Consider the following 15,470-nt stretch of genomic DNA (forward strand, 5'->3'; position numbering starts at 1 on the left):
ACAGCGCAAATGAGGAACTTTTTTCAGAAAATACTGATATTATTTACCGGCAATAACTATCCGGAAGCTACCCAAAATGAATTCTATCAATGGCTGGTAGATGAGGATCATGCATCCCAGAAAGAAGATGCTTTGAGAGAGCTATGGAACAAAGCGCAACGGCAAAAAAACGTGAAAGGAATGCAGAAGTCTTACGAGCGCCTGAAAAAACAGGAAGGTATTCCAACCGTACCCAAAGAGAGAAGAATTCGCCCAATACATATATGGCAATCCGCAGCCGCTATCTTATTCCTCCTGCTTGCCTCTTCGGTCTATCTATCGACTGTAGGCACAAAAGCGGAAACCGACTTGTTACAGCAATATATTCCGATAGCAAAAATGAGAAGTTTGACGCTGCCCGACGGAACAAAAGTGCAACTCAACTCGAAAAGTACACTTTTATATCCGCACGAGTTTACCGGAGATAGTCGTAGTGTATTCCTGTTAGGCGAAGCCAACTTCAAGGTTAAGCCGGACAAGAAACGTCCGTTTATCGTGAAATCCAATGATTTACAGATTACTGCGTTGGGTACGGAATTTAATGTATCTGCCTACCCTGAAAGCCAGGAAATAGCAACGACCCTCATTTCAGGCAGTATCCGTGTAGATTATAACAATCTGACAACAAGTGTCATTCTCCATCCCAACGAACAGTTTGCCTATAACAGAAACAATAAGAAATATGATCTCTCCAATCCGGATATGGACGATGTGACAGCCTGGCAACGCGGAGAACTGGTTCTGCAAAAGATGACGCTGACGGACATCATCAACGTATTGGAGCGAAAATATCCTTATGCCTTTGTATATAGTATCAAGAACCTCAAAAACGACAGGTTCAGTTTTCGTTTCAAGGACAACGCACCACTCGAAGAAGTGATGGAAATCATCGTGAACGTGGTCGGACAAATGGACTATAGAATAGTAGAAGACAAGTGCTATCTGACAAGAATATAACTTTTTAACCTTATATGCCATGCAAAAAAATACCCGGAACAGAGGCCTCACTCCGTCCCGGATATGAAATCTGAATTCCCAATATTAGAGTTTACTCTACAAATTACCTCGAAATAATTTAGTCAATAACCTAATACTAAGAAAATGCTACAAATTTATAAATTTATAGTAGACAAGAAGACAAAGGGAAGAAGTTTTATGCTTTTTTTCTGTTTGATGCTCGCCACAACAGTTTCCCTTGCACAAAATGGTGCTAAAATCACTATTAAAAAGAATAGTATATCTGTGATTGAAGCACTGAAAGAAGTTGAAAAACAATCCGGTATGTCCGTAGGCTACAACGATTCCCAACTGAAAAACAAACCGGCCATCACCCTCAATATAGAGGCGGCTTCGTTGGAAAATGCGCTCGCTCAAATTCTCAAAGGTACAGGTTTCACCTATCAACTGAAAGAGAAATATATCATGATTATTCCGGAACAAAAGAAAGAAAGCAACCCGACCAAAAAGATCACCGGTAAGGTAGTTGATGAAAACAACGATCCCTTGATCGGAGTGAACATCAAAGTGGAAGGCACTGCCGCCGGATCTATCACAGACATCGATGGGAACTTCCTGATCGAAGCTTCCACCGGAAATACACTGACATTTACTTATATCGGTTATACTTCAGAAAGCATTAAAGTCACCAACCAGAATAATTACCGCATTCAACTGACAGCCGATACGCAACAGCTATCGGAAGTTGTAGTAACTGCTCTCGGCATCAAACGCGAGCAAAAAGCATTGAGCTACAATGTCCAGCAAATCGGAGCAGACAAGATGCCGGAAATAAAAGACGCCAACTTTATCAACAGTTTGAGCGGAAAGGCTGCCGGCGTTGTCATTAATGCTTCTTCTTCCGGTGTGGGAGGTGCCAGTAAAGTGGTGATGCGTGGTACAAAGTCTATCGAGCAGAGCAGTAATGCGCTATACGTCATTGACGGTATTCCGATGTATAACTTCGGCGGTGGAGGCGGTACTGAATTTGACTCCAAAGGTGCTACGGAAGCCATTGCGGATATTAATCCCGACGATATTGAAAGCATCTCTTTCCTGACAGGTGCGGCAGCAGCCGCAATGTATGGCAGCAACGCTGCCAACGGCGCTATTGTAGTGACTACCAAGCGGGGACAGATAGGAAAACTGTCGGCTACTTTCTCAAGCAGCATGGAATTTATGAACCCATTTGTATTGCCCAAGTTTCAGAATCGGTATGGAACCGGTACACGGGGCGATGCGGAAGGTTCTCCCATATTAAGTTGGGGGCCTAAACTGAATCCGGCCAACCAAACAGGATATGAACCCACCGACTTCTTTGATACGGGAGCGGCTTACAGCAACTCCATCACCCTCTCGACAGGTACGGACAAGAACCAAACGTTCTTTTCTGCCGCAGCAGTCAATTCAGAAGGAATGATTCCGAACAATAGGTACAACCGATATAATTTCACATTTCGCAATACGACTCATTTCCTGAATGACAAGATGAAATTGGATGTAGGAGCCAGTTATATCATACAAAATGACCGCAACATGACCAATCAGGGAGTTTATTCCAATCCATTGGTTTCGGCTTACCTGTTTCCACGCGGCGATGACTTTTCTCTAGTAAAAGCCTTCGAACGTTATGACGAAGCACGTAAAATCAATGTGGCTTACTGGCCGCAAGGTGAAGGGGATTTGCGTATGCAGAATCCTTACTGGATTGCTTACCGGAACGTCCGCACGAATGAGAAAAAGCGTTATATGCTGAACGCCGGACTGACATACGACATTTTGGACTGGCTGAATGTATCGGCACGTATCCGCGTGGATAACACCGACAATACTTATCAGCAAAAGCTATACGCAAGTACGATCTCTACACTGACCGAAGGTAGTACCCAGGGACATTACACCATCCAAAAGGTGAACGAGACACAGACGTATGCCGACTTCATGGTGAATATCAATAAACGCATTGACGACTTCACGGTAGTAGTCAATGCCGGTACTTCATTGAGCGACAACTCCAGTGATTTACTGGGTTACGGTGGTCCGATTCGCGACACGGGAGTGCCCAACGTATTCAATGTATTTGATTTGGATAATGCCAAGAAACGGGCAACACAGGAGGGTTGGGAAGAAATGACGCAGTCTATTTTTGCCAGTGCGGAAATAGGATGGAAAAGCATGCTGTACCTGACGTTGACCGGACGTAACGACTGGGCTTCCCAGTTGAAAGGCTCGAATCCTACTTCTTTCTTCTATCCATCGGTAGGTCTTTCGGCAGTAATCAGCGAAATGGTGACATTACCCAAAGCGATTGATTACCTGAAAGTACGCGGATCGTTCAGTTCTGTGGGTACCCCCTACCCGCGTTTTCTGGTACAACCGACTTACAGCTATGACCCTACCAAACAGGACTGGAACGCCAAAACCCATTATCCTATCGGCAAACTGAAACCGGAACGTACCGACTCTTGGGAAATAGGTGTGGACGGAACTTTCTTCAAGGATTTCAAAGTCAGTGGTTCATTCTACTATGCCAATACCTATAACCAGACATTCGACCCGAAAATCACCGTATCTTCCGGCTATTCGACTCTTTATGTGCAAACCGGTTATGTACGCAATCTCGGTGTCGAGGGGCTACTCTCTTACGGACATACATGGCGCGACTTCGGATGGAACAGTAATTTCACTTTCTCCTGGAATAAAAACAAAATTGTGGAGTTGGTTAAGGACTATGTGCATCCCGAAACCGGAGAAATCGTCAACAAAGACCGCCTTGAACTAAAAGGACTGGGATATACCAAATTTATCCTGAAAGAAGGAGGCACACTGGGAGACCTGTACACGAATGCCGACTTCATACGTGACGATAAAGGATATATCCAGATAGACAAAAATGGGGATGTCGCCAAAACGGATAATCTACCTGACATCAAATTAGGCAGCGTATTTCCTAAAGCAAACCTGGCATGGAACAACAGCTTTTCTTACAAAGGTATTTATGCGGGATTTCAATTAAGTGCCCGCCTGGGAGGTATTGTTTATTCAGCCACACAGGCTGCTCTCGACCAATATGGCGTATCCGAAGCATCTGCTGCCGCCCGTGACCGTGGCGGAGTACTCGTCAACGGACGTAGCTGGGTGAACGCACAGCAGTATTACGAGATTGTAGCTACCTCAAGCGGGCTGCCGCAATATTATACGTATAGTGCCACAAATCTGCGTTTGCAGGAAGCGCACATCGGATACACCATCCCCCGCAAATGGTTGGGTAATATCTGCGACATCAACGTCTCTGTAGTGGGACGTAACCTGTGGATGATTTATTGCAAAGCACCTTTCGACCCGGAAGCGATTGCCACAACAAGCAATTTCTATCAGGGAATCGACTACTTCATGATGCCCAGTACACGCAATTTTGGTTTTAATGTAAAGATTAACTTCTAAAACTATGAATACTCAAATGAAAGAATACAGAAAAGCAACCCTCCGACTGGCATACCTGCTAACGCTGATGCTATGGACGGGAAGTTGTATCGATATGGATATCAATCGTAATCCTTACGAGACAACGCAGGATGAACTGATGCGCGAAAACCATATCATCGGCTCGTCTCTAAAGAGCATGGAAGCATTGGTGGTCCCCACACAAGAGCATCTTTATCAATTTGTGGAAGCGATGTGCGGAGGAGCCTACGGGCGTTATTTTGGAGAGACTCGTGTGGGTTGGACTGAAAAATACTCGACTTATAATCCCAAGTCGGACTGGCTGAAGGCTTCGTTCTCCGATCCTATCTCGGAAATGTATCCTTCCTACCGGGATATTATCAACCGTACCAATGACCCCGTCGCACTGGCATTCGCCAAGATTCTGCGAGTCGCTATCATGCACCGGTCTACGGATATGTTCGGACCGATTCCCTATACCAAAGTATTGGGAGATAAAACGGAAGGTGACGGCCTTAGTGCTCCTTATGACTCTCAAGAGGAGGTTTATGTGGCTATGTTCAAGGAATTGGAAGAAGCAGATGAAGCTCTGAAGGAGAATCTAGGTCTAAGTGCGGAAGGATTTAAGAAACTGGATAATCTTTATTATGGAGATGTGCGGAAATGGTATAAATACCTTCACTCGTTACAGCTTCGCATGGCCATGCGTATCGTTTATGTGAAACCGGAACTGGCCAGGGAAATAGCCGAGAAAGCCGTAGCCGCAGGTGTGATAGAGAACAATGAGGACAACGCGCAACTGCATGTGGAGGAGAATCGTTCGGCTCTCTGTTTCAATGATTGGAAGGATTACCGGATAGCTGCGGAAATCGTTTCCTATATGCAGGGATATAACGATCCGCGTTTGGAAAAATACTTCACCCAGGGAAAGTATCAGGATGATACCGATTACTATGGGCTACGCATTGGTATTCTTCCTTCCAAAGTGACGGACGACGAGTTGATACAAACCTATTCCAACCGTTTGATGACTGCCAATGATACGTATATGTGGATGACTGCCGCCGAGGTAACGTTCCTTCGCGCCGAAGGTGCCCTGCGGGGATGGGCAATGAGCGGAGATGCCCAACAGCTATATGAGAAGGCGATCACCCTTTCCTTTGAGCAATGGGGCGCAAGCGGAGCAAGCGGATACTCCCAGAATAAAGCATTGGTGCCGGGGGCTTACAAAGACCCGAGAGGTACATACAGCGCCCAATCTCCGAGCAGCATCACCATTGCCTGGAACGAGGACAAGGAGAATACCCGTTTCGAAGAAAACCTGGAACGTATCATTACTCAAAAATGGATTGCCATGTTTCCTCTGGGCATTGAAGCCTGGTGCGAACATCGCCGCACAGGGTATCCTAAATTCCTTCCGATAATGGACAACAAGGGAGTGGGAATCACTAACCTGACACTGGGAATACGACGTCTCTCCTATCCTGCCGAAGAATATCAGCTGAATGCGGAAAATATGCTCGGTGCCCTGCGAAAGCTCAATGGAGAAGATAACGGCGCTACCCGCTTATGGTGGGACTGCAATCCGAATGTAAAATAATGTGGAACTTAAACCCAAGATACAATGAAACAGAATTCATTCATAAGTGTCATATTGACCATAGCCTGCTCACTGATGTTCGTTGCCTGTAGCGACTGGACAGAACCGACACCGGTTGATTACAACCCTATATTTCCCGACGAACAAGACCCCAGCTTGCATGAAAAATACGAGCAAAGTCTGAAAGAATACAAAAACCGGAAGCATACGTTAATGTTAATACGTTTTGCCAACAATCCGGGTACGACATTGGGCGAACAGGATTTCTTGCGTTCCTTGCCCGATAGCGTAGATTTTGTGGTGCTGACCAACGCTGATAATCTGTCCGTTTATGATAAGGAAGACATATCCAAACTCAAACGGACCGGCACCAAATTTCTCTATTACAAGAATTTATCCGAATTCTACGACCAATGCGAAGAGACAGAAAACCTGGAAGAATTCAAAACGAAAATGAATGCGGCATTGAAAAACGGGGAGAGTGATGAATTTGACGGTTATTATGTGCAGTTTGGTCGTGCCGGAAGTATGATGCATGTCGATTTCTTCAATGAGGTAACGACGGCTATCCGGGAAAAACTTGCCGCTATCGGCGGTCCGAAAGCTAATAATGGAAAGTTGGTTTTCTTTGATGGCATCGTCACATTTACAGTGGATTATAGCGGAAGATACGAAGAGCCGTTCATCGATTTGGTAGACTATTTCGTGGATGGGCAAATTGTGTTGCTTGAAAGCTCACTCGAAATAAAACTGAATATGAGCCAACCTGTAGGTTTCTATGGGAAAATGCCCAAAGAGAAAGTGATAACGACAGCCACTCCTCCGACCGATGACGGTAAAACCGGTATCATCAGCCGGGAAGATTTGGATGTTATACAAACCTCGGAAGGGATGGCCTACATCATCAATCATTTCATCACAGGACTGGGTAACAATGGTCCGCTGGCAGGAGTTTCTATCTACAATGCCAATGAAGATTATCTCGCCACCGATGGGGTGACTAACTACCGCCGTATACGTGATGCTATCCAAAAACTGAACCCATCACCGATTAATTAATGAAAGGAGGAACTATGAAACGATATAAAATAATCATCTCTCTGGCTGCAATCATCTGCGGACTGATGATTGCCTGTGACAATACGGATTACAGCAATAAAGCACCATTCGACAACATGGTCTATATCAAGGAAGCCAGTAACAGCAATTCAGAAAGAGTGACTTTCCGAAATACGCTGAATGAACAGAAACGTGCCTTCAGCGCCAAGTTGACTTACCCGGCAGGAAAAGACATCGTAGTGAAGCTGAAAGCGGATCCCGGACTGATAAACGAATTCAATGCCCGGCACGGGACTGATTATGGAATGCTGGGTAGTAAATATTATAGCCTGTCGAACAGCGAACTGATTATCAAAGCCGAAAAGAGTGAATCATTGATTGATACGATCTATTTTAATAACCTGTTAGATCTGGAGATTGATAAAACTTATCTGGTTCCGCTCACCATCTCTGAAACGTCGGGTGGCGTTCATCTATTGAACGGTTCGAAAACATTGTTCTATCTGGTGCGCCGTTCAAGCGCTATCACGGTAGCCGCCAACCTGAAAGACAATTATCTGGAAGTGCCTACTTTCCTCGACGAAGAGAAAAATGCCTGTCTGAAAGAATTAGGTCAGATTACCATGGAAGCACTGGTATATGTAGAGGACTTTACATACAGCGGACCAAGCAATACGGCCGGTGCATCGGATATCAGTACGATCATGGGAGTAGAACAGCATTTCTTAATGCGTATAGGTGATACAAGTTTCCCACGCCAACAGTTGCAGATGCAGGGACCGGACGGAGTCAAATTCCCCGCCGCCGACAGGGCTAAGTCACTGAATGCAATGACATGGTATCATATAGCGCTGGTGTACAACGCCAAGGAACATTTTATTGCCTATTATGTGAACGGACAACTGCAAAGTCAGGATATCTCTTATGGAAAAGGAGCTACTGTGGATATCTGTGGAACGCCGGATTGCGAATTCCAGATAGGACGCTCTTATGAAGATGAGCTACGGCAACTCAACGGTAACATCGCAGAGATACGTATCTGGAACACTTGCCGTACGAAAGAGGAAATCTGGACGAATATGTATAAAGTGGAAGATCCTGAAAACGAAGAAAGCCTGCTTGCTTACTGGAAATTTAATGAAGGTGAGGGAAACATTGTCAAGGACCATTCGAAACACGGATTCGATGCAGTATCTGCCGAACCTCTTGTGTGGCCGACGGGAATCGAAATTCCACAAATCAACAAGTAATCATTCACTTTAAAGATAACCATGGACATGAAAAGAAATATAAACTTCAAAAATGTTCTCTGCATGGCTGCCATTACATTAGTAACCGGCATGCTAGGAGGCTGCGAAGATAATTCCATTGCCACTCCCGTAGGTAAATTACCTAACGAGACGGCTTTAGACAATAACTTTGGCATGCTAAAATGTGATATGACAACCAGTGACCTGGAAATCACCATGACCAATACCAAGACTCCCGATTTTGCATTCTTCTACCAAACGGTGAAGCCGGTGGCACAGGACACCCGAATCACAATGAAAATCGACCTCGACTTAGTAGACAAATACAATGAAGAACACGGTACGGAATACCGGAAAATGTCTACTATCAGCATTGAGGGCATCAGTAACGATGGTGCAATGACTATTAAGGCAGGAGATACAATGTCGGATACTATCATGGTACGCCTGAATCCGCTAGGCACATTGCATGATTATTCTTTGCTCCCTATTACCGTAGAACTACCGGAAGAAAGCGGAATTCGTCCGTCACGGGATAGTAATGAAATCTATTACAAGATTTATTATAAACGCTCTACTTATCCGTGGTTGAGCCCGATGAAGGCTGATATGAAAAAGTACAAGATGGTAGGGTTTATTGATGGCGAAAAAGTCAACGCCTCCATTGCCAAAGAATTTATCATGGTATTATATGATAATGAAACATTCGGTCCCGGACATTATGAGTTATGGGAAACGTCGTGGTATGCCTATTTATATGACATCATTAATGTGAATGCCGCAACACTGGGATATGCGAATGGAAAAGTGACTCTGAACCAATCAGCCAATTTCAAAAAGCAGTTAAGCAATATGTCGTCACTCTCCAGCTATGGTATAAAGCGTTGCGTCACCCTTAAAGCAGAAGGGACCGGCTTGGGATTCTGCAACCTGACAGATGAGCAGATTACAGCCTTTGTAGCGGAAGTCAAGAAGCTCGCCAACTACCGTGTAGATGGCATTAATCTCATGGACGAAGGTGCCGAATATGGTATAAACGGACATCCGGCTGCCAATGCGACCTCGTATCCGAAGCTCATCAAAGCACTACGGGAATCTTTAGGCAAGACCAAACTGATTACAGTTACCATAACGGGTGATCCGGCCGGTTCACTAGCCTCCGAGGCTGCGGGTATCAGAGCAGGTGAATATATTGATTATGCCTGGACATGGGTAAATACCAAAATTATGAATCCATGGGAGGATAGCTCGATTGAAAAACCAATAGCAGGACTGGACAAATCTCAATATGGCGGTTTCAGCACCGACGAATATACGTTCGATTATGAAAATGACGAATCGTATCCGGAAACGTTACGAGAAAAGTTATATGACAAAGGTCTTGGCAAACTTTACATAATGCGTAATATCCCTTTCTGGTCGGACGCACTGGAAGCAACACCATATCATGCTAACATAAATGCAGGGGCAGCAGCCTTTTATAGAGTGGAAGGAGGCCATAAATATGAACCGGACATCAACTATTTGCATAATGGTAAATACAAGGATATGAAAGGGGATAAAAACTATTACGAGATGTAGAATTATCAATTAAACAGGGGAGGAAAAACAAATCCTTTCCTTACTAACAGGAGCTTATGCGCCTATTATCAGTAAAATAATATAACCGGAATTTTAACCATCTATTTGGTTAAAGTTCCGGTTTCACTATTTCCACCAAATATCATCAATTAAAATAATACAAAAACACAACACTTATCACCTACAAAACAACACCAAACAATAACAATACACCATTTGCCAATAACTCATCATTTATTTATTATACCAAATCATTACTTTTACTCCGCAAAAACAAACTATATTTCAATAAAGAAAATATGTTTACTTTACCTTAGGAATTACATATGAAAAAGCATATTGTGATACTGATAGCCCCAAAAGATTACAGTATCAAATACAAGATACGCCCACCACCGTCAAAGAATCTCTATTTAGTATTATATATTCAGAAAAAATGATCTATTAATTATTGTCACTTGGAGGAAATAGATATTCCTTAAAGAATGATTCAAGACGTAAGGATTTAAATCTGCATACGGAACTCGCTTTCTTAATATTGACCTTCAAAGAACAAATAATTTTGAGATTAGACTGTTTGAGTTTAGTAATGCCCTAAATCACACTCGTTGTGCATTTTCTCATCCCCCCTCAACTAAAAAGGAACAGAGGTATACAGTCCAAGTGACTTCAACAAAAAATAAATATGAAATACTTAATGATAACGTCACTATTTGTCTCTATTATAGATGCAAATATCTTTCACCAGTCTCACTTCTTCTTACTACTTACAGCCGGAGGAATTTCATTATATTGGCTCTTATCTCATTTTCTTACCCTCCATAAGGAAATCAAAATCTTAAAAGAAGAGCACCAATATTTCATGGATTCTTTTCAAAGCATTCGCAACCCTATCACACTCGTTCATACCCCTCTAAGAGCTGCTTGTGATGATAGTTGCCCCGAAGACATAAAGAAAATGTTATCACTAGTCATTCGTAATATAGACTGTCTTGATGAACACCTAACCAAATTAATGAATCTGCGACATCTGCTTATCTACTCCAAACAGATGGATATTGCCGAATATGAACTGGGAAACTTCATTAATAACAGAGTCCATTCATTGAAAAATTTCGCTACGGACAAGCGGATTAAGTTAGAAATAAAAACAGAGTTTAATTATGCCAGCGTTTGGTTCGATCAAAGTAAAATCTCTCCCATCATTGATAAATTCATAAAAAACGCAATAGAACATTCGAAACCTGAAGATAAAAGGATTATCTTTTCAATTTCTTCTAATTCCGAACACTGGGAACTTAAAACGTTCGATGCCAACAAGGGCAAATTGCTAACATGTTATAGGCGCCAAAAGTATCACTTGATTAAACCTAAACATAAATCAGAGTTCAAATATGCATTTGCCAAAAGTGTACTCTGCAAAAAATTAATGAAACTATGTGATGGGAATATTCTTATCAATCATTCAACCCACACTGTCTCACTAAGATTTCCTACAACAAATTCAGAAAGAAAGGTATCCGGATATAATATCATACACTCCGCAAAAAAGTCGGAAGAAAGAAAGACTGATACTTCATTGGGTAAGATTGCTCATAAAAAAAGTTCAATCAAGCCTACTGTTGTTCTCGCTGACAGTAATGAAGAATTCAAGTCTTATTTGGAAGAATGTTTATCAAAGGATTTTGATGTGAAAAGTTTCGGGAATGGCTCTGAAGCTTTAGAATGTATAAAAGAGAAATATCCTGATTTAGTGATTTGCGACCTTATGCTGCATGGAATGTATGGCTATGAACTGTCATCAAGACTAAAGACATCAGGAGAAACATCCGTTATTCCTATCATCCTTTACGGTTCACGTATAGATATAGGACAACGCAACAAAAGAGAAAGTTCTCTGGCCGACATCTTTTTATATGTGCCTTTCCACATCGAAGATTTAAAGATAGAAATGAATGTACTTATCAAAAACAACCGTTCTCTAAGAAGATCATTCTTGCAGACAGTTTTCGGAAAGCAGTTCTTGGAAAAGGAAGAAGAGAAAGTTTTAGATGATAGTAATTACACATTCATCAATCAAGTAAAAGAATTTATTCTAAAAAATATAGATAAGGAAAATCTGACGATAGATGAAATTGCCTCTGAACTGTATATGAGCAGAACTGCTTTCTTTAATAAATGGAAAGCACTGACGGGAGAAGCACCGAAGTATTTTATTTATCGTATTCGTATGGAAAAAGCACGTGAGTTATTGGAGAGTGGAAAATACTCTGTCCAGGTTATTCCTGAAATGATTGGATTGAAAAATCTTAAGAATTTCCGCCATAAATACAAAGAGTATTTCGGGATAACTCCAAGCAAGTCCATTACGAAAAAGCTATAAAATAAAAAGAATATTTTATAATTGAAGATCCCATGAACAGGGATCTTCATGGCAATACTCATATAAAAAAATATTCTATTTTTATTTCCTTATGCAGTATTTCACAAGTACCGGCATTTACTTTATGTACGTACACCTTAATTTTGAAATTAATAATCTAATTTAAAACAGTATGAAAATTATAACTGAAATAAAAAAAGCTTGTTGTTTTAATCGTTTTGCTTTCTTAGTAATGTCATTAGGCCTGATAGCCACTTTTACAGCATGTAGTAGTGATAACGATTCTGATATTCCCGTATATTCACTTAAAGATGTGGAAGGTAATTATTCCGGTAATATGCTGACAGAAACTGCTCCATCCGTCAATCCACAAAACTATTCCTTCAAAGAAGAACAGCCGCAAGGAGCCACAGTTACCGCTGAAGTAAAAGACAATCAGATTATGATAAAAAAACTTCCGGTTGACGATCTGATTAAAAGTATTGTCGGTGAAGAAATAGGCGAAATTATCATTGAGACTTTGGGTGATATCAATTACAACATTCCTTATACTGCAGCCTTTAATGATGATAGCAAAGGCTCCATTCTACTTCAATTAAAACCTGAACCTTTGGAAATAAAATACACGATCCCTACCCAAGTACAAACAGAGGGAGAGGAAGCTCCTCAAATTACTGTAAAAGTAACTATAGAAGCGGAAGAAAAGGGTCAATATACATATAAAGATAAAAAACTCACCTTTGTAATCAAAGCCACCCAAGTGGAAGTAGAAGGAGAGCCGCTTGAAAACTTTTCGGTTACCACATTCAGTTTCGACATGGTCAAAAAGTAACTGATCGGATAAACTTTCCCAACGTATTTTCATTATGATGGGAATTACCTCCAAAAAGAGTATGCCTGCACACAGCGCGCATACTCTTTTTTTATACCTTTGTGAAATAACCAACGATATGAAAATGACTACAACTGAAAATATCCGGAAAGAATTACAAACATTAGCAGATTCCAAATATCAGGAATTTCATTCTTCCCTCCTCCCGGGAGCAAACAACATTCTCGGCGTACGCATCCCCCAACTGCGGACAATGGCCAAAGAAATTATTAAGAAAGAAGACTGGCGTACATTTGTCGAATCAACCGATACGATTTATTATGAAGAAACAATGCTTCAGGGAATGATTATCGGACTGGCAAAAATGGAACTTGAAGAACAAATGAAATACGTAACGATGTTCATTCCCCGTATAGATAATTGGGCTGTATGCGACATATTCTGCAGTGAACTGAAAACTTCTGTGAAAAAAGGAAAAGAAAACGTATGGCAATTTATCCAACCCTATCTGAAATCCTCTAAAGAATTTGAAATACGTTTCGGAATTGTGATGCTTTTCCATTATGTAGATGACGCGCATATCGATTCGTTACTGAAATATGCCGACTCATTCAATCATGATGCATATTATGCACGCATGGCTATGGCATGGATGATATCATTGTGTTTTATCAAATTTCCCCAAAAGACAATGGAGTATCTGAAACATAGCACACTGGATAACTGGACTTACAACAAGGCACTGCAAAAAACAATTGAGTCATTCCGGGTAGATAAGGACACCAAGGACATTCTCCGAGAAATGAAAAGACGATAAATACCAAGCACGGCGAACATCCTGCCATCAGCATTCTGTTCACCGTGCTTCTTATTTCTTACCGTAGATACCGCTTTTATTTTCCACCTAATTTATTTTTTGTTTGCAATCCGGAGAAACACTAATTCCTCCTGACCTTTTTCCTTCTGCTTCTACGTCTTTGTTGTTTCTGACGATTATAACGCTGCCACTTCTTATAAATCATCCAACCACTCATCAATGCAACAACGACGAAAATAAGAATAGTGATACCCACTCCCAAATTATCTCCTTTAATACGCGACCAAATATCAAGAACTTCTTTTGTCTTATCGCCAAAATCACGAATCATGGCACATCGTTCCACCACCTTACGATCCGGATATTGTATTTTATCAATCTGCACCCGGTCCGAAAAAGTAACTTAAATCGGAATAATAATGAAGAGTGGTGTCTATCTTCTCTTCCAGTATTTCGGGAGTAGCTATGGAACTTACATATCCGCAGAAATCCATATTCCGCAAGGCTATATCCGGACGACACATAAAGTTGATAAAATAACTGGCCGCTTCCGGATTCCTGGCATATTTCGGGATCACCCAACCATCATACCAAATATTACTTCCTTCTTCGGGAACTTCATAATCCAAATCCACTCCTACCGCATTGGCCTCTTCAATCGCCCAGATTGCATCACCGCTCCAAGTCATATTCAGCCAAGCTTTATTTTTCGTCATCATTTCCTTGCCAAAGTCCGCTTCCCAGCCAGCAATGTTCGGTTTCAAGGCTTTTAAGTATTTTTCAGCCAACTCCATCGCACGTGGAGAATAGTCGTTCATCAACTCTTCCACTGTTACCGTTCCCTCCTTCAGTTCCTTTGCATGCGCATAAATCACGGCTGTTCCATAAGCATCACGATAACTATCCTTCATCAGGATCTTTCCGGCATACTTTTTATTCCAAAGGCAATCCCAGGACAGGGCTACCGAATCGGGCACATAAGCCCGGTTATACAGAATACCTGCCGTCCCCCACATATAACATACAGCATAGCGGCTGGCTTTTTCACCCGGCTGACTCAATTTATTAATCTGCTTACGAATAAATGGAGCCACATTATTCATGTAATTGGGAGAATGTGCGAAATTCGTGTCGATAGGTAGCAACAAATGCTTCTTCAGCATACGCTCGATGATGTATTCCGAAGGACAAACAACATCAAAATCTTCATGCCCCTTTTCAATTTTCGTCAACATGATTTCGTTGATATCGAATGTCTGGTAAACGATACGGATATTCTCACCGGTCTGTTCTTTATAATATGCCTGGAAATCCTCAAGCACACCTTCGCCGATGTAATCCGCCCAGTTGTAGATTTTAAGAACCCGCTCACGAGGTTCACCGGAATTATAACACCCGGTCAAAGCCAATAAGAGCAGGATAGCAGGAATTATTCTTTTCATATTATTTACGTAGTAGCACATTTGATA

At 41.9% G+C, this 15,470-nt stretch carries 9 protein-coding genes and 1 pseudogene; 9 read left to right on the plus strand and 1 reads right to left on the minus strand.

Going from position 1 to position 15,470, the window contains the following annotated elements:
* The first annotated feature begins 9 nt into the window (after window positions 1-9).
* The 9 genes from KQP79_RS09740 (at window position 10) to KQP79_RS09780 (ending at window position 14,001) form a co-directional block, all read left to right on the plus strand.
* A complete protein-coding gene (locus tag KQP79_RS09740) occupies window positions 10-996 on the plus strand; it encodes a FecR family protein (protein ID WP_215667087.1) in 987 nt (328 codons plus the stop codon).
* A 144-nt stretch (window positions 997-1,140) separates the two neighbouring features.
* Window positions 1,141-4,479 (plus strand): TonB-dependent receptor, encoded by a 3,339-nt coding sequence (locus KQP79_RS09745; protein ID WP_215667086.1) that lies wholly within the window; start codon window positions 1,141-1,143, stop codon window positions 4,477-4,479.
* Between the two features lie 16 nt (window positions 4,480-4,495).
* Entirely contained in the window at window positions 4,496-6,079 is a 1,584-nt protein-coding gene (locus KQP79_RS09750) for a RagB/SusD family nutrient uptake outer membrane protein (RefSeq protein WP_032846870.1), read from the plus strand.
* Window positions 6,080-6,103: 24 nt separating this feature from the next.
* Entirely contained in the window at window positions 6,104-7,138 is a 1,035-nt protein-coding gene (locus tag KQP79_RS09755; RefSeq protein ID WP_004308086.1) for a glycoside hydrolase family 18, read from the plus strand.
* A gap of 14 nt (window positions 7,139-7,152) precedes the next feature.
* Window positions 7,153-8,388 (plus strand): DUF1735 and LamG domain-containing protein, encoded by a 1,236-nt coding sequence (locus KQP79_RS09760; RefSeq protein WP_195351606.1) that lies wholly within the window; start codon window positions 7,153-7,155, stop codon window positions 8,386-8,388.
* Between the two features lie 27 nt (window positions 8,389-8,415).
* Window positions 8,416-9,969 carry a BT_3987 domain-containing protein gene (locus KQP79_RS09765; protein WP_004317799.1) on the plus strand — a complete coding sequence of 518 codons (1,554 nt, stop codon included), beginning with the start codon at window positions 8,416-8,418 and terminating at the stop codon, window positions 9,967-9,969.
* A gap of 685 nt (window positions 9,970-10,654) precedes the next feature.
* The gene (locus KQP79_RS09770; RefSeq protein ID WP_004300188.1) at window positions 10,655-12,352 is read left to right on the plus strand and encodes a response regulator transcription factor; all 1,698 of its coding nucleotides are present in this window, start codon (window positions 10,655-10,657) and stop codon (window positions 12,350-12,352) included.
* Between the two features lie 172 nt (window positions 12,353-12,524).
* The gene (locus KQP79_RS09775) at window positions 12,525-13,184 is read left to right on the plus strand and encodes a DUF4840 domain-containing protein (RefSeq protein ID WP_004300189.1); all 660 of its coding nucleotides are present in this window, start codon (window positions 12,525-12,527) and stop codon (window positions 13,182-13,184) included.
* Window positions 13,185-13,308: 124 nt separating this feature from the next.
* Window positions 13,309-14,001: a DNA alkylation repair protein gene (locus KQP79_RS09780; RefSeq protein ID WP_022199559.1), complete on the plus strand. Its 693-nt coding sequence runs from the start codon at window positions 13,309-13,311 to the stop codon at window positions 13,999-14,001.
* A gap of 121 nt (window positions 14,002-14,122) precedes the next feature.
* Here KQP79_RS09780 and KQP79_RS09785 read toward each other — a convergent pair.
* Window positions 14,123-15,443: pseudogene (locus KQP79_RS09785) on the minus strand (ABC transporter substrate-binding protein).
* Window positions 15,444-15,470 lie beyond the last annotated feature (27 nt).

The sequence above is a fragment of the Bacteroides sp. DH3716P genome (assembly GCF_025914115.1).
GTDB lineage: Bacteria > Bacteroidota > Bacteroidia > Bacteroidales > Bacteroidaceae > Bacteroides > Bacteroides ovatus.